Annotated in this window: 12 protein-coding genes and 1 other RNA gene; 3 read left to right on the forward strand and 10 right to left on the reverse strand. The window is 51.2% G+C overall.

The window, feature by feature from the left end:
- Positions 1–7: 7 nt before the first annotated feature.
- Positions 8–1,474, forward strand: a complete 1,467-nt coding sequence (locus tag H7846_RS12870) for an ATP-binding protein (RefSeq protein ID WP_186692586.1) — start codon at positions 8–10, stop codon at positions 1,472–1,474.
- A 160-nt stretch (positions 1,475–1,634) separates the two neighbouring features.
- Positions 1,635–2,711, forward strand: coding sequence for a hypothetical protein (locus H7846_RS12875; protein WP_222597503.1), 1,077 nt, complete (start codon positions 1,635–1,637; stop codon positions 2,709–2,711).
- A 1,338-nt stretch (positions 2,712–4,049) separates the two neighbouring features.
- On the opposite strand, the gene ssrA is transcribed toward H7846_RS12875, so the two are convergent.
- The 8 genes from ssrA to H7846_RS12915 all read right to left on the reverse strand — a co-directional run bounded on the left by ssrA (position 4,050) and on the right by H7846_RS12915 (position 15,304).
- Positions 4,050–4,401: a transfer-messenger RNA gene (gene ssrA / locus H7846_RS12880) on the reverse strand.
- Between the two features lie 103 nt (positions 4,402–4,504).
- The gene (locus H7846_RS12885; protein WP_186692588.1) at positions 4,505–4,942 is read right to left on the reverse strand and encodes a CYCXC family (seleno)protein; all 438 of its coding nucleotides are present in this window, start codon (positions 4,940–4,942) and stop codon (positions 4,505–4,507) included.
- Between the two features lie 452 nt (positions 4,943–5,394).
- Entirely contained in the window at positions 5,395–7,938 is a 2,544-nt protein-coding gene (locus H7846_RS12890) for a glycoside hydrolase family 95 protein (RefSeq protein ID WP_186692589.1), read from the reverse strand.
- A gap of 135 nt (positions 7,939–8,073) precedes the next feature.
- Positions 8,074–8,496 carry a VOC family protein gene (locus H7846_RS12895; protein ID WP_186692591.1) on the reverse strand — a complete coding sequence of 141 codons (423 nt, stop codon included), beginning with the start codon at positions 8,494–8,496 and terminating at the stop codon, positions 8,074–8,076.
- Between the two features lie 52 nt (positions 8,497–8,548).
- Complete coding sequence (locus H7846_RS12900; protein ID WP_222597504.1) at positions 8,549–9,799, reverse strand: nucleoside permease; 1,251 nt, start codon at positions 9,797–9,799, stop codon at positions 8,549–8,551.
- Positions 9,800–9,883: 84 nt separating this feature from the next.
- Positions 9,884–10,729: a sugar phosphate isomerase/epimerase family protein gene (locus tag H7846_RS12905; protein ID WP_186692593.1), complete on the reverse strand. Its 846-nt coding sequence runs from the start codon at positions 10,727–10,729 to the stop codon at positions 9,884–9,886.
- The gene (locus H7846_RS12910; RefSeq protein WP_186692595.1) at positions 10,717–11,697 is read right to left on the reverse strand and encodes a Gfo/Idh/MocA family protein; all 981 of its coding nucleotides are present in this window, start codon (positions 11,695–11,697) and stop codon (positions 10,717–10,719) included. Before H7846_RS12910 ends, H7846_RS12905 begins: the two co-directional genes overlap by 13 nt.
- A 115-nt stretch (positions 11,698–11,812) precedes the next feature.
- On the reverse strand, positions 11,813–15,304 hold the full coding sequence (locus H7846_RS12915; RefSeq protein WP_255460622.1) for a TonB-dependent receptor: 3,492 nt from the start codon (positions 15,302–15,304) through the stop codon (positions 11,813–11,815).
- A 276-nt stretch (positions 15,305–15,580) separates the two neighbouring features.
- Between H7846_RS12915 and H7846_RS12920 the strand changes: the two genes are divergently transcribed.
- Positions 15,581–16,744, forward strand: a complete 1,164-nt coding sequence (locus tag H7846_RS12920) for an ROK family protein (RefSeq protein ID WP_186692597.1) — start codon at positions 15,581–15,583, stop codon at positions 16,742–16,744.
- 17 nt (positions 16,745–16,761) lie between these two features.
- Here H7846_RS12920 and H7846_RS12925 read toward each other — a convergent pair whose 3' ends face one another.
- On the reverse strand, positions 16,762–18,966 hold the full coding sequence (locus tag H7846_RS12925; RefSeq protein WP_186692599.1) for an outer membrane protein assembly factor BamB family protein: 2,205 nt from the start codon (positions 18,964–18,966) through the stop codon (positions 16,762–16,764).
- A 36-nt stretch (positions 18,967–19,002) separates the two neighbouring features.
- Positions 19,003–19,653, reverse strand: coding sequence for a 3-keto-disaccharide hydrolase (locus tag H7846_RS12930; protein ID WP_186692600.1), 651 nt, complete (start codon positions 19,651–19,653; stop codon positions 19,003–19,005).
- Positions 19,654–19,679 lie beyond the last annotated feature (26 nt).

The raw sequence follows: 19,679 nt of genomic DNA on the forward strand, positions 1-19,679 counted from the left end.
TCTAACCATGAACCCAATCTCCCAAACCGGACAGTCAGCAACAGAAACCATCAGTGATGTTCTCTTTGCCGAGTTGAGAACAACGCCGATCTTTTCCTCTCTGAAAGATGAGGAGCTGCGCTGCCTGAGTGGATTGGAGGAGGTTCAGTTAACCAAGGGAGATATCCTCGTCCGACAAGGAGAGATGGCACATAATTTCTGGATCCTTCTGGAAGGCCATATTGTTTTGTCTCAGACCACACCGGATGGCCGAGAGTTCGAGATCACTTCCATTCCCAGCGGAAACGCTTTTGGAGAGCTTCCTCTCCTCGCTAATATTCCGAATGCGGTCAACCTCAAGGCAGATGAACCCTGCCGCCTGGTGCAGATCAGTGAAGAAGGGTTCTGGAGCTTGATGACGACCTGCCCGGGAGTGCGCAAAGCGATTCTGGGGAACATGGCCAAACGCGTTCATAAGATGCAGAGCATGACGGTACAGCAGGAGAAGATGGCATCGCTTGGCACACTGGCTGCTGGTTTGATGCATGAACTGAACAATCCAGGTACTGCTGCTAAACGGGCGGCTTCGCAACTCCGCTCCAATCTGATGCGAATGCATGAGATCTCTGCCAAATTCAGCAAGACCGAGCTGAGTCAGGAACAGAAACAATGCCTTCACGATTTACAGGAACATACGTTGCAAGCCAAACAACCCCTCGTGATGAACTCTTTGGAACAGAGTGATGCCGAAGAGACATTGGCGGAGTGGATGGAAGCCTCGAATATAGAAAATGCATGGAAAATCTCTCCGATCCTGGTCTCGATTGGCCTGAAAGCTGAAGATCTGGAGTGCGCCAAAGCAGAGTTTCCCGGATCAACACTCTCCGATGCTCTGAATTGGATTGAAGCTATGGCATCGAGCATGCAATTAGTGGGAACAATCGAAGAGAGTATTGGACGAGTTTCCGACCTCGTGATGGCCGTCAAATCGTATGCCTACGAAGGCAAAGGATTGAAGCAATCAATCGATGTCAATAGCAGCATTCATGCAACGCTGGTGATCATGAGCCATAAGTTGCGAGAAAAAGAGATCACCATAGAAAAAAGTTTTGCCCAAAATCTTCCTCCTCTGCAAAGTGACTGCACCGGCCTGAACCAGATCTGGACCAATCTTCTGGATAATTCGATTGATGCGGTAGGGCAACACGGAAAGATCAGCATCAAGACGTGGGCAGAAAAATCACCGACGAACGATCAACGAACCGACATCTGCATTCAGGTCTCCGATAACGGAAGTGGCATTCCTCTTGAGAGCCAAACCCATATCTTTGATACCTTCTTTACGACGAAACCCCTGGGAATTGGAACCGGTTTGGGGCTTGGGATTGTGCACCGCATCGTAGACCAGCTCGGTGGAATCATCCGTTTTTCTTCTGTTCCCGGCAATACGCAATTTATTGTTCGCCTTCCTGCTCAACCCCTACAGCACAATTGAAACGGCGGAGCGTCAGTTCCTGACGCCGATGTCGATAGTTCGCAACTCTGCCGGACGTGTTTGTTTATAAAGCGTCAGAAGATCTGTGCCTCGAAAATCCCACAGCGTGAGAGAGGGTGTATGTATCATTACCCGAGATTTGTTCGAGGAGAAATTAGCTGTGAATTCCCGCCGAATATCACGCCGTAACTTAATCTTCGGAAGCGCCTCAGCAGTGGCGCTCAATGCTCTTCCATCTGGAGCGATTCAATCCCCTAAGCAGATGACCGCATCGCATCAAACCGATCCAGGTGCCAATCGTGCGCTTTGGATGCAGGACCCACGTTATCGCTGGGGTGTAATGACTCATTATCTTGCTGATTGGCAAGCTCGCGATCACAAACTCGGAATGAATGTCGAGCTCTGGAACAAATTGATCGACAATTTTGACGTCGAGAAGATGGCCAGCAGTCTTGAATCAGTGGGGGCCGGTCATTATCAGCTCAGCATAGGTCAGAACTCCGGATTTTACCTTTCTCCCAACGTCATCTACGACAGGATTACTGGAATTCACCCAAGCAAATGTTCCCAGCGCGACCTGGTCGCTGACTTTTATGAGCCACTCCATCGAAGAGATATCAAGCTGATGGTTTATCTACCATCCGGTGCTCCTGCGCAGGACAAAACTGCTGTGGCAGCTTTGGAGTGGTCGAACGGTTCAAATCCTAACAAGAACTTTCAGGTCAAATGGCAACAAGTTATTGAGGAGTGGTCTCGACGCTGGGGAAACAAAATTGCCGGGTGGTGGTTTGATGGATGCTATTTCCCGAATATCATGTATCGCTCCGCAGCTTCTCCTAATTTCTCCAGCTTCGCGGCTGCTGCTCGAGCTGGAAATCCTGACTCCTGCGTAGCCTTCAATCCTGGCGTGATCTATCGGATTTTATCGATGAGCCCAGAGGAAGACTTTACTGCCGGTGAGATTGATAAACCGGATATGGTTCGTGTTCGTCGCAGCGAAGACGGTCGAATCGATGGGACACAGATCCACATGCTTAGTTTTCTGGGAGAAAAGTGGGGTTCTGGCGCACCCCGTTTTACTTCAGAACAGGTGGTAGCGTTCACGAAACAAATCATCAATGCAGGTGGTTCTGTTACCTGGGATGTACCGGTTAGTACAGATGGGATAATCTCTCAGCCATTTCTTGATCAATTGAAGGCCATCGATAGAGCCTTCCCAAAAAAGAAATTAACGTGAACCAGATGGCGGCTCAAAGCACAAGTCGTTGATAGATCCATCTGTCAAGCTCCACAAACCTGCAAACCGTTCGTATCTATAACAAAAAAAGCTAGTAACCGGCCTCGTCAGTTTTGCGAATCCACCCCTTCTACTGCTCTAAAATAGACAAGAGAAAGTCCCCGTCTTCAGGCGGGGACTTTCTCTTGGACGTTGAGGATACTCAGTCTAACCTTAACTGCAATGATTCGAATACTTTGCGCAAAAACAAGGGGGAGGGCCCTCTCAAAATGCTCTTGGGAATCCGGTTATCCGTCCTTGCTGGAAGCGCAGTATGTCGATGGAACCGGAAACCTTGAGAATCACATCCCGAGCGGCAATTATTTTGTATTGGTGGAGGCGGCGGGAGTCGGATTAATTCAGGGTTTTGAAAGTAAATAAGTTACTGATTTTTCAATGATGCACGAAGCGCAGGAAGTGCACGAATCACGGTATCTACACACGCCACACACACGCGGATTTCTCGACGACATGAGAGCATTGTCGGTATGGAGAGAAAGCGATTATCGAAGGCACTTCTAATGGTCGCGGCGTGGCTTTTATCCATCCTCGCTCTCTGGGCGGCATTGGCAATACTCAATACGATTTTTCTCGTTTCTGGCGACCACATATGGACGTTCAAGATCGTAATGGCAGTGAGCTTGGCCCTTCTATCCGTGATATTCGCAAAAACAGCTAGTTGGTGCTTTCGAAAGCGAAGGGCTCTCTGAACCTCCCAGACTGCAATACCCCCTTGCAATCCCCAGCCAGTGTGGTTTAGTGAAGCTGTGATTCATTGATGGAGATAGCTTGGCGGTGGCGACTAATCTGCTAGCGTGAAATGACTCAGGAACCGCCCAGTAAAGTTGGTCGCCCATTCTCCATCATCGAATCGCTCATTGAAAACTTGGGGCATTAACATAATTCATTTTTTATGCACTATCGCAACGGGAGAGAAGCGCAGAACGGGGATAAGATCGTGAAGCTAAATGGTGGAACAGTAGTATCGTTTGGAGTTCTTCATAGCGCGACGGCTGGGAATGATTATTGCAATGGCAACATTGCTCCAGTTCAGCCGACCAATGACGGCGCCTGTATGGTGGACTGCCTTCATGTTGACGACTTGGCGGCAATTCTCGCGGAAAAGGGTTTGGACAAGCGGCCGGAAGGAAAATAAAAAGAAGCCCCAAGTTTTCAGTGAATGGAAGTAGTGGCATTTGGCGGGTTCCCGCCCATCTCCACTAAATCAAAAAGCACACGCAAAACACACATACCTAGGGCGTCATAGCTTGCAACTATAACGCCATCAGCAACTTAGGCTGGTGGAGGCGGCGGGAGTCGAACCCGCGTCCGAAAAAACCTTCGACAAAGAGCTTTCATGCTTTTTCCGGTTCTTTTATCTCGTCACTGTCGCTTAGAACGGATAAAGATACGACAATGACCAGCCTGATCGATCTCGCCATTCCCGCGCAGACGGAGCAGGTTTGGCCAGCCTACTGTGCGACGATCGGTACGGGCCCGTAGGCGAAGCCCGAGCGATCGGCTACTTAGTTAATTAAGCAGCAAGCGCGAATTGAGGTTCGGCACTTATAGTTTTGTGAGCGATTACGGGTGTCCACACCCCGGCATGCCTCTCTGCCGCAAGCAATCCCGTCGAAGCCGTGACGCCCCCATGTGGAGCTGGCACCAACTATGTCTTGGGCGGTGCAAAGAACTATCTCCATTATATCGCTACATGTGGAGATATTCCTTACGACGAACAACCTCAACTGGCTCTACAGCGAAGCACTTTCCAGGTCGACAGAATCCCAGTCTCCGCGCACGATTCCAGCGCGAATCTGTGCAGGGGTTTTCCCTTTCTTCGTCTGCTGGTAAGCATAGACGCCCTCTTTAAGACAGGTGAGGCAAACAGCCCCGTGGGTACCTTCAAAACAGCTGTGAAGGCTGTTGTGCCCGAGAGCGCGATCGCAATGGCAATAGCAGGGTTGCTGATGTAGCACCGCAGGAATCTTCGCCGCCATCTTGTAGGCAGTAACCTGATATGGATGCGTGAAATAGGGCCCTTGCAACTGGGTACCACTTAGGATTGGAGGAAGCGGCTTGGCCGGAGGCTTCGCGTTATAGGCAGGAATATCCGCCGCAGGATTACTCCATTGGGCTGAGGCAGCAACTGTAATCAAACCTAACGCAAAAAGTCCTAGAATCCGCTTCATGTCCACAATCGTAAATCAAAGCCTGAGCAATGGATGAGTACAAACTGATTTTTAGAGATGTTGCGGAGTAACGAGATTTAGACAAAAAAGACGGCACGAACAATGTTCGTGCCGGGAGGCCAGTGACGCAACTTGTGTCAGCCGAGGACTTACACTCAAAGGCTGAAGATCTGTCCGGGATCGCCTGTCCTTCATCCCGTAAAGAAAATATACCACAAACTGTAAGATGAATTTCAGAAAATATGCTGGATCATAGAAAAATGGCCTCACATCTTATGTCGCCTAATGGAAAATTCTATATTAAGTTATTTGTTTTCTTTAATTTAAAAGAAAACACAAAGAATCTGGATTTTCTCTCTCCCCGTAATGGAGATGCTACAAAAATTGGTATCCAAAGAAGTTTTCCACAGCCCAATGCATCTTCTTGAGATCAAAAAACGCCTCTTCTCTGACTAAGAGAAGTGAACAGTAAAGACCTCTCCGGCTTTAACGGGCAGTACAAGTTCGTCCGGGCCTGCACCAGGGATCGGCTGAGTTGATGTGGGGGAGACGGACGCGATCCGCTGGCCTTTCGGTGCGATGATGTGGTGCGTTAGATCGAGATGCGCCCGCAAAGTTGCCACTGTGGCTTTACCATTCTCCCATTCCATATCTACTTCAAGGCTTCCGCGGGCACGCAAACCACGGAATGAACCGTTTGGCCATGCCTTGGGAAGGGCCGGGAGGAGGCGGATGACATTTGCAGCAGATTCAGCACCTCGCATCTGGGCTGCCTCACCGCTACCACCGCTGGCATGAGATTGCAGCAATATCTCGACCATTCCCGTAGGACCACCAAGATTGCCATCCATCTGGAAAGGAGAGTCGTCCTTCGTCCCGCAGATGTCGAAGAGGTTTCCTCGCGTCGAATCCGCAAGCAGCCGTAGCAGGTTCGAGTACGCTGCATCTCCATCTTCCAGGCGAGCCATGCAGCAGACGATCCAGGCACGCGACCAACCCGTACTGCCTCCATTGGCAGCCAGTCTTCGGTCGAGAGTGACTCGCGCTGCGCGCGCCATCTCGGGTGTACGGAACGGCGTGATCTGGTCATCAGGAAAGAGTGCAAAAAGATGCGAGATATGCCGATGTCCTGGTTCATTCTCTGTGTAATCTTCTTGCCATTCCTGCAATTGTCCGGCTTTGCCAATCTTATAAGGTGGAAGTTTAATCAGTGCCAGACGCGCACGATTATGAAGATCTGCATCTGTCGTTGCTTCCCAGTTCGGAGAAGTAGCGAGTACCGACGCGGCCTGGAGCAGGCGCGTCAGTACGGCACGGACGATCTCGATATCCATCGTCGGTGCCATGCAGATGTTATGCGCAGTTCCATCCGGCAGTTTGTATTTGTTCTCTGGAGAGCACGACGGGCCGGTAACCATCCGTTCCGTCTTCGGATCGGTCACCATCGAGTCGAGCAGGAAGAGAGCATTTTCGCGGAGCCTCGGATAACCCCGATCTCGTAAAAACGCTACGTCGCCTGTGTAATCAAAATGATCCCACAGATGGAGTGACAACCAGGCTGCTCCCATCGGCCATACACCACCACCAAGAGCATCCACAGGGCTGGAGTCTCCCCAGATATCGGTGTTGTGATGAACGACGTATCCTCCGGCGTTGTAATACTTTTTTGCCGTAATATATCCAGGGTTGCGAGTGCGATCAATCAGATCAAAGAGAGGAGCGTGCAGGTCCGAAAGTCCTGCTCTCTCAGCAAGCCAGTAGATCATCTGGATATTAATGTTGACGGTATACTTCGAGCCCCAGGGTGGATCGACTGACTCATTCCAGATTCCTTGAAGATTTGCTGCAAGAGTGCCCGGCCGTGAGCTCGAGATCAGCAGATAACGTCCGTACTGAAAATAGATCCCCAATAGACCGGGATCTTCTTCACCAGCCTTCACCTGGGCAAGACGTTTATCTGTAGCGATTACAGCCTTAGGGTCCTGAGGCAGACCGATGGTAATTGCCGCTCGCCGGAAGTACTTCTGATGGTCCACCATGTGACGCACGCGAAGTTCGGCATATGGACGCGATGCGGCTGCAAGAAGATTCTTGACAACTGCATCGTGCATCATCGATTCACCAGATGGATAGCGATAGCTCGTTGCGCAGTCCAGAAATAACGTAACAGCCGTCGCGTTCGCCACAATCAGAGCATTGTTCTTTGTGGTAGTAGCACCATCAGTCGAGACAGCCAGCAGTTCGGCGTAGTATTGGATACCGACCTGTCGTTCCTTGATAGGAAGGCCGGGGTTGTCATTAACAGGAAGAGCTGTGCCGAAGAGTTTCAGGCGGTTCTGAGCCAATGCGGCAGTCTGAAAGTGCGCCGGACGATCCAATGTAGCCGTAAAGCTGATCTTGCCGAGTTGATCGGCGGTAAGCCGGATTACGATGACCTGATCGGAGGCAGAGCTGAAGACCTCTCGCCGGTAATGAACCCCACTGTGCGTGAAAGTCGTCGTTGCAATTGCAGTGTCCAGATTCAGTTCCAACCGGTAGTCGCTGACATTCTCCATAGGGCCGAAATCCAGATGAAGATCACCAAGCGTTTGATAGCAAGGGAGACGGCGTGGAATGGAAAGATAGTCGTCTGGAACCAAGGCCTCGGCCTCTGCGACTTGGCCCGCAAACAATAACTCTCGAATCTTCTGGACCGTCTCTCCTGCCTTAGGATTATTTCGGTCACGCATCTCGCCGTCCCAGATGGATTCTTCATTCAGCTGGATACGTTCTTTACTAGGCTGCCCAAAAACACAGGCTCCTAACCGGCCATTTCCAACGGGCACGGAATCGGGCCACGATGCTGCGGGCTGATCAAAAAACAACTTGTATGGAGTCGCGCCCTCGGACGGAGCCGAGTCCTGCCACGGAAGAGCGAAGGTCCTCGCATGGGAGAGCGTCGTGGCAGCAGCGGCAGAAGTGGCGATAAAACGACGACGCGTTGGACGATTCGACATCTTTCGATAGGCTCCATCGCAGGCTAAACCCGTGTTTGGCCTGCATCTTCCTCTTCGACATTCGTTCAGCGCATCAAGGTTCTTGTGCATCACTTTGCGCACTGATCATTGTAGAGCGTTTGTTGTGTAGCAGTCTTATTTCGCAAAGAGTTGGGCCGGGTCGGCAAATGCTTTAAATTCAAGGGCGTTACCGGCAGGATCAAGAAAAAACATGGTCGCCTGCTCCCCCACCTCACCCTTAAATCGAATATACGGCTCGATCACGAACTGGATACTCGCTGCACGTAGTCGATCGGCAAGTAGCTGCCAGTCTGACATGGAGAGCACGACACCAAAATGAGGAACGGGAACATCGTGGCCATCGACTGGATTGTGATGCTGCTGCTTCGAATCTTTCGACAGCTTCAGATGGGCAACAATCTGGTGTCCGAATAGATTGAAGTCAATCCATTGCTCAGAACTGCGTCCCTCCGGACAGCCAAGAAGCCCTCCATAGAACGCGCGGGCCACCTCCAGATCATCAACAGGAAATGCGATATGGAAGGGAGTAAGAGCCACGAAATCTCCTTCGATCCATCCTTTTGTAGAAACCTAGCTGGCAAGTATATTGCTACTGAGATTGAAGTCTGCTCTCCAAATTACCTTCCGGCAATTTCTGTGGGTTATTTTTCTCGGAGAAAGCAAGGGAAAAACCAATCAGTACAAGCACAGAGATGATACCGGAGATAAGCCAGATCGATCGCCACTCGTAGGTGGCTCCGCCGACCGGAACAGCCAGATGATAGTGATCAACCACTGCTCCGGAGAGCCAGGCACCCACGAACATCCCCAGGCCGTAGGTGACGAAGGTGATCATGCCCTGCGCAGCGGCGCGTATTCCTACGTTTGCTTTGTTGTCGACATAGATCTGTCCCGTAACGAAGAAGAAGTCGTAGCAGATGCCGTGCAGAAGGATGCCTGCCCATAGCATCCACATCCCTGCGCCTATATTGCCATAGGCGAAGAAGATATAGCGCAGCACCCACGCGGCCATACCGGAGATCAGCATGTACTTGACGCCCAACCGTCGGAAGAACCACGGAATGAGCAGCATGCAGAGCATCTCGGACATCTGACCGCCGGTCATCTTGCCGGCAGCGTTCTCAACGCCGATCTGGTTGAGATAAAGGTTGGTGAAGGCGTAGTAGAACTGTAGCGGAATGCAGATACCGAACGAGGCCAACACAAAGACCAGCATCGAACGCTCGCGCACGAGGTCAATTGCTTCACGGGGGAAGATGCTGCTAACGGTGAATTTCTGCCCACGACCGAGCAACGGAGGCGTTTTGGGCAACGTGAAGCAATACAGTCCCATCAAGAGTGAGGAGAGCGCAGCGATTCGCATCGGTGTCGCTGTGGCCTCAACACGCATATTGCCAATGATCAGGCCAGCGATAATCCACCCAATAGATCCGAGAACACGGATTGAGCCGAAGTCCTCCTTCGGATCGCGCATCTGCCGGAACGAGAGTGAGTTGGTCAGCGCCATCGTCGGCATATAGCAGAGACAGTAGATAAGCAGAAGTCCGTAGAAGAGGCTGAACGACACCTGTGCGGAGGCCACGAAGAGAAGTGCTGCACCGAGCAGATGTAGCAACCCAAGTAGCTTCTGCGTATCGAAGAACCGATCGGCGACGATACCAACGAAGAACGGGGCCACAATTGCGCCGATGGCTGTAGTTCCGTAAGCCACGCTGATCTGCTGACCGGTAAAGTGGAGCGGCCCGGCGAGCCAGGTTCCCATCGTGACATACCACGCTCCCCAGATAAAGTACTCCAGAAACATCATGACGCTCAGTCGCGCCCGCATCTGCAGCTTCATCAACCTCTCCTCATCCTGCAATTTTCGCAGTGAACGATTCTTATCCTGTTCTCTGCTTGCTGTGCCTGATCCTCAATACGAACACTATAAAGTCTGGGCTTTCCATTCCTGCAACCGTTCAATCGCAGTATGGATATCGGCAGTCCTTTGATCAAGGTTGGGTTCTTCCCTTTCGATCGTCAAGGGGCCAACGTAGTTCATCTTTCTGAGCTGGCGAATAAAGTCTGGGAAATTGACCTCTCCATCGCCTAACCTGCACTCATTTCCTAATTTTCCGGTTCCTGGTATAGGTGACCGGCCATCCTTGCAGTGCACGGAAATTACATGCTGCTGCACCTCTCGAAGCGCCTCGACCGGATCGCCAGATCCATAAAGGATCATATTGGCAGGATCGAAGTTGATCTTCAGGTTTTTACGATCGACATCCGCAAAGAACTTCAACAATACGGCCGCAGACTCATGCCCGGTTTCGAGAACGAAGTTCTGGCGGTTTTTTGCCATTGCATCGCACAAGGTTTGCGCGACATCGATCAGTTCCTTATAGAGAGGGTCTGCTGAATCGTCCGGGATAAATCCAATATGACAGGAGACTGCGGTGATCCCAAATTCATGAGCGAAGTTGGCGATCTCGATCGTCCGCGCGATGCGTTCCGAACGATACTTTGCATTCGTAAATCCGACCGACTCATGGACCTGTTGATAGCTGGAATAATCTTCGCCGGTATAACAACACACGGCGCTGGTTAGGATGAACGGCGAATTGGAGAGCGCCGCCTTCCACTCTTGCACTGCCGCAATACAGTCAACGGAAGGTGGAATCCCAAGCTGAATTGCACGCAAGCCAAACTGCGAGACATATTTCAGGGTCTCTTCTGCTGTCTTCTCGGCCCAAACTACAAGGCCAATCTCCATCGGTTCTACTGTTGCCATTCAAGCTCCTGTCCATCGGCTTCGCGCGAAGTTTTTAATAGAAGTGAAAGTTTAACAGCCTGCGCAGATTCGGACGGCAGGCATAATGCCGGCGGAGTGCGATTCCGACAGCAGTCTACAAAATAAGCAATCTCATCGAAGTAGGGATCGTGCACGGGAATCTCGACAGAAGTCTCTACTCCACGAAGGCTTCGGATTAGCAGATTGTCTTGATGAACCAATCGCGCATCACCGGCCTCGATCTCAAAGCCAGCTGAGAAAGCAACCTCTGGATCAAGCCATCCCCCTTCAACAATTACGTCCGGTCCCGACGAATACTGAAGAACAGCCCGCATCGTATCCACGGGACCTATGCTGGCAGCACTTACCGACTTTGGCTGACCAAAGAGGCTAAGGGCTTGGTCGAGGTCATGACTCAACAGGTCGAGAATGGCGCCTCCGCTTCGCTCCTCTTGTGTGAGCCATCCTCCCCACTGCGGATAGCCTGTACTCCGACGAAGCACGCAATGCGTCACCTTATCTCGACCAATCTCGTTGATGAATTGCGCCGCATAGCGATACGGATACATGAAGCGAAGCACCTGTCCAATCATAAAAATGCGCCCGCTTTTTTCTGCTGCAGCTATCAATTCATCACACTCAGAAACATTTCGCGCCAACGGCTTCTCACACAGCACATGCTTCCCTGCCGCGAATGCGGCCAAAACAACCTCGCGATGCATGTCCGTAGGCAGGCAAATATCGACAGCATCAATCTCCGGATCTGCAATGACTGCACGCCAATCGGGATTCCAGACCACAGTTTCCGGCAACGGGCCGCTTGCCAGGTCCATATTGCCGCGCGCAGGGGCGTCTGCAGAAGGACGTGTGCGCGTAGAGACTGACTTTACTTCGACTCCGGGGATGCGCTGAAGCGCCGCTAGATGTGCGCCTCCCATAAACCCATAACCAAGCAGTGCAAACTTCATTCCGTCTATTCTCTCTTATATTGAGCAATCTGCAATGGAGGCTTCTGCAAAATTCTGAATCGGCCAAAGAAAAGGGGCAGCTCAATGAGCTGCCCCTTTCACCATAAAACTACAACTAGAACTTCACACGTGCCGCGAACTGGATCAGACGCGGGTTATAGGCATTGGCCGTTGATGTAATAGCGCCGAAGGTGGAGGGAGGTTGAAATCCTGCAACTGGATATTTACCTGTACAGGGAGCGGCAGCCGTACAGGGGTTAATTTGCAGCGTTGCGTTCGGATTGAAGAATTGTGTCGTATTCAACACATTGAATGCCTCTGTACGAAACTCAAGCTTTACCCTTTCAGTGATGTCAAAATTTTTGAACAATGAAAGATCGACCCGTTGTAAGCCGGGCCCAAAGAGTTGGTTGCGTCGCTGTGTTCCTACGGTACCAACTTTTTGGAAGACAAAGTCATTCACATCAAACCATTGACTGACACTCGGATGAGACACCCTACCGTTGCCAATCATATTCGGACGATCACTGCCCGAGTTTGGGCGGGTACCGCTTCGGTTGATATTATTGACAACCGAAAATGGCATACCTGTATTCCAAACAATCAGCCCATTGGCCTGCCATCCCCTTGCCAAAACGCCAGTGAATCCATGCTTGCTCTCCCCAAATGGAAGTGCGTAGTTGAAGGTTCCCGTAACACGGTGACGTATATCCTGATTGCCGTTTCCATATTCAATGATTGGAATCTGTTCAGGATAAGAGCCGAAGCCATTGCCGCCGTTGTTACTAATCGATTCAGAATTATCTAACAGACGTGCCCACGTGTAACCAAGCTGCAGGTCCAGCCCCTTGCTGAAGCGACGTTTCAATACAGCTTGCATCGCATGGTAACTGCTGCTTCCTCTGCTTGTGTAGTATGGGATCGATGTAACGTTCGGCACCGAGCCAGCAAAGCGCCGATAATAGTTGTACGAGACTGAGTACGGAACACCATACTTAGGATCGATAGCCGAACTCAGCGCAGGCGTATTGCTGGTGGTGTCGTTCGGATTCGCATACACGAACGATTCCGGAGCCAGCGTGTTGTAGTCAGAGATATAGAACGCATTGCGCCGGCCAAGTTCTCCAACATAGGAAAGACTGCCTACGAATCCCCCAAATTCGCGCTCCAAGGTTAGATTGAACTGCTCAATATAGGTCGATTTGAAATGTGGATCCAAAGCTGCAGTAATAGTGCCACTGGGATTTGTAGCACTATTCGGTAAGGGTGTTGGAAGTCCACCAGCGAATTTCTTGAATTGAGCTGCAGCAGCTGGACTGTACCCTAGATTGCTTTGCGCAAACTGAGCAGCCTGTGTCGGATTGTAAGGCCCCCAAGTCGCTGTAAAAGGCTGGTTCACCAGAGCTGAACCCGAAGTCGTATTCTCGGGAGCGTAGGTCAAGCCAAAACCACCACGGATAACGGTCTTATCAATCGGAGTGTAGGCGAAACCAAATCTAGGAGCGAAGTTACTGTAATCCGTACGGATATTTCCGTGACCATCGATTCCATTTTGACCTGCGATCACAATACGTGCGAGATCGGTATCAAAGTTCGACAGAATATTTTTGGTTTCGGTATACGGGGTGAAGAAATCATAGCGAGCACCTATATTAAGCGTCAGCTTGGAACTGATGTGCACATCGTCCTGAAAGAAGACGTGCGGCTCCCAAGTACGATTGTTTGGCGCATATAGAATCCAGTTGCGCCCGCCTGATACATAGTCTCCCGCCAGAAGCGTAGAGAAATCCTGAAAGCTCCAGTTGCCATTCGCAGTATCGGTCTGGGTGACACGATCTTGGCGACGAATGACACCTGCTCCGATCTTGACGGACTGCTTGCCACGGATGTAGTTCACAGCCCCTTCATACTGGAAGGTGTTCTCGTGATAAATGATTGGAGGACGGTTACCAAGATTGGCACCTGTTCCCTGACTGATCGAAACCGCAGATAACTCTGCCGTACGAGAGTCAACGTTGATATTGGGCTGCCCCATAGCAGTGTTAATTGCTTTTCCGAAATTCAGGGGATACTGCCCATTATTCAGCAGCGTATAACCCGCTTTAAGTTCAATTAGAAGGTTAGGCGTAAAACTGTGAATATAGTTCAATTGCGCCTGATGCGCCCGAGTTATTGCCGGCCCTGGATAGCTCCCCAAATTGCCGCCCGGCAAAATTGCTCCAGCTGCAGAGTTTACGGATGGGAAAAGGCTACCGATAGTGCTATCTACAGCGTTATAGGTATAACGAAGATAAGCCATATCACCATTGCTGAACCGATGATCGACACGGCCATCTGCAGTCTTATTGAACTGGGAGTTCCTAGAAGTTCCCACATAATTGCCGGAGGTTACAGCATTGTTTGTCGGCAGAGGGAACAGATTGAAGTATTGCAGGCCTATCTTGTCAATATTTGTAACGGTGGGATTGGTTTGCGTACAGGTCGTCACACCATTAACAGTCGAACAACTATCCGTGAAGTTACCTGGATTATTGCGCTGAAACAGAGTTGGCACAGTCGTTGTCGTCGGGTTCAGATTGCGAACAATGTTCAACCCTTCATAATCGGCAAAGAAAAACGTCTTCTCCTTCACAATCGGTCCACCTAGACTTCCGCCGAACTGATTCTGGCGATACTTCGGCTTAGGGATGTTGGCCCCAAATTTGTAAGGATTGGCATTCAACACATCATTACGGAAAAATTCATAGGCCGACCCATGAAATTGATTCGTGCCGGACTTGGTGATGACATTGATGATCGCTCCAGCAGAGCGGCCGACCTCGGCAGTAAAGACGTTGGTCTGCACGCTGACTTCCTGGATAGCATCCACTGAGGGGCGAACACCAATGGAGCCGATGACGCGCTCATTGTTATCGATACCATCGATCGTCTGATTGTTCATCATGTCGGCCTGTCCGTTGACCGAAACTGATGAAGTCTGACGTCGATCGTCAGGTCGATTACCACTGGCCAAGCCGTTGTTTAATCCCTCGGTTGCACCGGGAGTTACCTGAACCAGATTGATAAAATTACGGCCATTCAGAGGAAGTTCCTGCGTTGCCTTTTCGGTCACGGTCGTGATCAGCGCTGCCGAGTCTGTATGGAGTGCTGGAGGTGCCGCATCCACTTCGATCGTTTCTCCGACCCCACCAATCTCTAGACGAGCATCTTCGCGGGCCCGGTCGCCGGCAGCAAGCGCGAACGAACTAATCTTGAATACTTTAAATCCTGAGGCCGTGACAGTAAGTGAGTACCGGCTCGGCTTGAGAAGGGTAAAGGTAAACTCTCCTCCCCCGCCCGAAGTGACGACGCGCTTTTCCTGTGTGTTGACATTGGTGAGCTCCACGGTAGCTCCCGAGACCATGGCGCCTGAACTATCAGTCACCGTACCTACAACATCTGCGGTCGTGTTTTGTGCAAATGCCGCTCCGGTAAAAGCAAGCATCCATACCAATAGCGATAGGAACAAGGTATTTCGACAGATTTTCCCTACTCTGCCGGTTCTATTCATCGTCTCGCGCTGATCACATTCGGTCAGCATCTGCTTCTTAAGCGCCACGCACTTCATAGGGCCTCCTAAGCTCCTCATAACTCCACACTGCTAAGCAAATACCACCCGCGGTACAGCTATCCACCGCAGTTCGAATTTATTTAGTAACCGAAGCAAATAGAAGAATTCTTATATCGGAGAAGCGAACTACCGTAATACTCGGAAGGAGACGAACAATATTTCAGTAGGTGGATCATATTGGCATTGAATCTGGGCGTCAAGACAACTTTTTCGTAGCTTCCCGAAGAAGCAGGCAATAGGATCAAACCCAACTGAGAGGAGAGATCTTCGAGAGTGCGTTCAGCAGAAAGATCGACAAAGCAACAGTTCCGTTCAGCCCGCAATGGTGTTATCGCCAGCCTCCTACGCTCTGTGCAGCTCTCCCGCTCAGAACTCAGCGAGATCACGGGAGTAAGTCCGGCGGCGATCACTGAAGTGACCCAAGTGCTGCTGCAACGAGGCTTACTGGCAGAACTCCCGTCCTTATCGACCAATGGGCGGCGCGGACGCCCCATCGTACAACTCCAGCTGCAGGCGTCACACTGCTACTTTGTCGGGATATCCGTGGGGGAATCGTCCATGCCCATGGTACTCACAAATCTTCGCGGAGAAGTCGTTGAGCATCATAATTTACCTGCGTGCAAAACTCCTTCGGATCTGGTCAAAGCTGCCAGCAATGCTTTCCAGAAGATTCTCATCTCATCAAGGATTCCACGAAGCCGCATTCAGGGAATCGGTATTACCATCTCCGGGATAGTGGATGCTAAAGAAGGTGTATGCCGCTACTCAGCCGCATTGAATTGGCGGGACGTTCCCGTAGCTCAGTTGATCGCAACGGCTCTCCGGATTCCGGCCTGGATCGATAATGACGCCAACGCCATTGCGATGGGTGAAAGGTTTTTTGGTAAAGCTCGCGATATGGAACACTTCTCAAGCATTGTCCTGGGACGAACGATCGGCTCCGCTCATTTCATGCATGGGATGCTCTATCGCGGCCATACGGATAGCGCAGGCGAGATTGGACACATCACGGTTACTCCCAGAGGAACTCTTTGCAGATGCGGCCGCAGGGGATGTCTCGATACGATCGCTGGCGGTTTTGCTCTTCGCGACGCAGCAAAGTCTGCCGGGCTCTCCATTCGGACTATGCGAGAACTCGAAGAGATGGCTCTTCATGGAAACGCGAAAGCCGTAAAATTGCTCCGCAACGCGGGGACATCTCTGGGCATCGCGGTTGCATCCCTCGTTCATTTGAATAATCCACAGTGCGTTCTGTTCATGGATTTTGAAGGCTTCGGCAATGGAGTCTTCCGTACAGCAACGCGTCAGGCAATCGAAAACAATGTCATGGCGCGCTTTCTTAGCGCGACGCAGGTTATTTTTAGCGACGCCGACCGAAACCTTCTGCCTCGCAGCGCGGCTTCTATTGCCGCCTTCGAATATCTGAACTCCCTCTAGACCGGAATCGCCACAAGCTATTGCTTTGTCGTTTCTTTCGTCGGCAAAGCAAAGGCGACATAAGCCCCACGGATTGGATCGGTGGACGCGGGATGTCCGGGAATGGCATGTGTGTGCGTGGTTGAACGCGCCGCAGCACAAAAGACAACATACTCACGTCCGTCTATTTCATACACAGCAGGCATCCCTTCCAATGCGGCATCGACCTCTGTCTCCCAGAGAACTTTACCGGTGGAAGAATCTAAAGCGCGGATCTTGCGATCGCGACTGCCAGTAAAGATTAATCCACCTGCCGTCACAACTGGATTGATCTTCGGAAAGTGAGACCCGGTATTTTTGATCCCTTTCGCTGCGAGTTCCGGAACTTCGCCCAGAGGAATCTGCCAACGGATATCCCCACTGTTGAGGTCATAGGCTGTTAATGTTGTCCATGGTGGAGCAATCACGGGCAATCCACTCTCTGCGAACATGAATCCAAAGCTACTGCGATAGTGGGCCTTTATGGGGTCGGTTACGACGGGCTTTGCCTGTGCTGGAGCAGTTACAGTCTCCGGCGCCCGCTCGGGATGAGCGAGATAGGCAAGAAGAGCATCAATCTCGGGATCTTTCAGTTGGCCAAACGACGGCATCGCTCCTTTTCCCGATCGTATCGTTTTCCGTATCTCATCATCGGAAAGACGGCCACTGACTTCTGCTAATGATGGAATCGCCGGTGGTTTTCCTGCGCGGTTGTCTCCATGGCATAAACTGCAGTTTGCCTCATACAACGAACGGCCGCGCACCTCAGATGTGCCTGTCTTCAACGGCTCCGCCGCCAAAGTCAGCTTCAACATCGCCGGCAGGTCCTTCGATACTACGTAGAAATAACCGCGAACTGGATCGATAGCCGAGCCACCGTAATTCGCGCCACCGTTATTGCCAGGCATCTCAACTGTATCGGTGGTTGATGGAGGCGTGAAGAGACCTCCATTGCGCGCTGCTGCCATCTGCTTCAGCAAGCTCTCACGTTCCGCCGGCTCCAGAAAAGGACTGAGATCTTTTGCTGTAAACGATTGCCTCGCGAAAGGCGCTGGCTTCGTCGGAAATGGCTGAGTAGGCCATGTTTCTTCGCCGGGCATATCCGACTTCGGTACCGGACGCTCTTCAATTGGCCACAGCGGCTTGCCTGTAGTACGTTCGAAGGCCCAGACAAAGCCTTCCTTATTCGCAACCACAACAGCATCCACCATGCGCCCGTTCTGACGCACTGTCAGGAGCTGCGGAGTGGTTGCGTTGTCATAATCCCAGATGTCGTGATGGACCATCTGGTAATACCAGATCAACTTGCCTGTGCGCGCATTAAGAGCTAACAGGCTATCGCCGTAAAGATTCTTTCCTGGCCGATTCGCACCATAAAAGTTGTACTTCGGGCTGGCCGTGGGAACGAAGACGATGCCTCGCTTCTCATCCAACGCCATACTACTCCAGTCATTAGCTCCGCCTACAGACTTCCACGCATCCTTCGGCCATGTCTCATAACCAGGCTCGCCTGGGTGCGGAATCGTATGGAAGATCCACTCCATCTTCCCAGTCAACACATTGTAGGCTCGAATATCTCCTGGACCGGACGCATACTCCTCATTCGTCGCCGAACCGAGGATCAACAAATCTCCATAGATGCGACCGGGGTTATACGACTGCACTAACGTCAAACTTTCAGGATTGCGCCCTAATCCCTCTCGCAAATCGACACGGCCGCCTACGCCAAAACTTTCAATCGGCTTTCCAGTGGTTGCATCCAGCTCTCTGAGAGCGTTATCCACAGCGAAGATAAGACGGCGATCTTTTCCATCTTTACTCTGCCAATAGTTCAACCCACGATTGGTAATCAGCAGTGTCTTGGCATGCAGCGGCTGCGACCATAGCTCTTTTCCTGTTGCCGCATCGAGCGCCACAACAGAGTTGTTATGCGCCAGTACATACATGGTTCGCCCAATCACCAGCGGATTAAAGACATATCCGCGAGAGTCTCCGGTCGAAAATGTCCAGGCCTGTTGCAGCTTACTTACATTCGCACGATTGATCTGACGCAACGATGAATACTGCGCACCATCGGCCGATCCCCCATATTCGCGCCATGTGTTATATGTCTGAGCGCTGGCAGAGACTGCCGTCAATGCCAAACTGCTCGTCAGCAGAACTGAGAGACGATGCTCTCTCCCGAAACACTTCCAGAATTCCATCCTTGCTCTCAGTTCTGCCGCATCGGCCCTTTACATTTAGCGTTTGGAAAGATCGCGGATCCAGATGTCTTTGAACTGCATATTGCCCTGTCCGCCTGCATGGAGTTGCAGAGCAATCTTACCGTCAGGAGCGCCCGGATGAGGATCGGTAAAATCTACCATCTCCACGCCATTCAATCGTGAACGATAGCGATTTCCGATCACCTCCACGAAATAATCGTTCCACTCACCCTTACGAACGACACCTTCGTTCTCGGGCGAAGGCCAAACAACCCACCCGCGTCCATCTTCGGCATAAACGCCAGCGGTGTGATGCATCATGGTGCAATCAATCTCGAATTGCATCCCCTGCGTCGTATCCACAGAGTTTGGCTTAAACCCTGTATGGAAAAAGACCCCGCTGTTGCCATCGCCAACACACTTAAAACGAAGGGACAATTGAAAATCTTTATAGTCGTTTGCAGTCTCAAGATAACCGTAAGCCTTGGTCAAACCGCGGCCATGGATGAGTCCATCCTCAACCGTCCAGCTTTCAGCACCAATCTTGTTCCAACCGGTAAGATCTGTGCCATTGAATAACTGAATCCAGTCGTTTCCTGGAATCTTAGCCTTTGCCTGCGCACCTGCATCCAGACCACATGATGTTGACAGTGCAACGAGTAGCAGGCCTCCAAAGATCCTGCCCATTATTGCAACTCTGCTTTTACGTTCAC

The organism is Edaphobacter sp. 4G125, assembly GCF_014274685.1.
Lineage (GTDB): Bacteria > Acidobacteriota > Terriglobia > Terriglobales > Acidobacteriaceae > Edaphobacter.

Excerpts from the sequence above, each read along its gene's own strand:
- H7846_RS12870 (WP_186692586.1), top strand. The coding sequence starts at position 8 with ATGAACCCAATCTCCCAAACCGGACAGTCAGCAACAGAAACCATCAGT.
- H7846_RS12885 (WP_186692588.1), bottom strand. The coding sequence starts at position 4,942 with ATGAAGCGGATTCTAGGACTTTTTGCGTTAGGTTTGATTACAGTTGCT.
- H7846_RS12890 (WP_186692589.1), bottom strand. The coding sequence starts at position 7,938 with ATGTCGAATCGTCCAACGCGTCGTCGTTTTATCGCCACTTCTGCCGCT.
- H7846_RS12900 (WP_222597504.1), bottom strand. The coding sequence starts at position 9,799 with ATGAAGCTGCAGATGCGGGCGCGACTGAGCGTCATGATGTTTCTGGAG.
- H7846_RS12905 (WP_186692593.1), bottom strand. The coding sequence starts at position 10,729 with ATGGCAACAGTAGAACCGATGGAGATTGGCCTTGTAGTTTGGGCCGAG.
- H7846_RS12910 (WP_186692595.1), bottom strand. The coding sequence starts at position 11,697 with ATGAAGTTTGCACTGCTTGGTTATGGGTTTATGGGAGGCGCACATCTA.
- H7846_RS12915 (WP_255460622.1), bottom strand. The coding sequence starts at position 15,304 with ATGAAGTGCGTGGCGCTTAAGAAGCAGATGCTGACCGAATGTGATCAG.
- H7846_RS12925 (WP_186692599.1), bottom strand. The coding sequence starts at position 18,966 with ATGGAATTCTGGAAGTGTTTCGGGAGAGAGCATCGTCTCTCAGTTCTG.
- H7846_RS12930 (WP_186692600.1), bottom strand. The coding sequence starts at position 19,653 with ATGGGCAGGATCTTTGGAGGCCTGCTACTCGTTGCACTGTCAACATCA.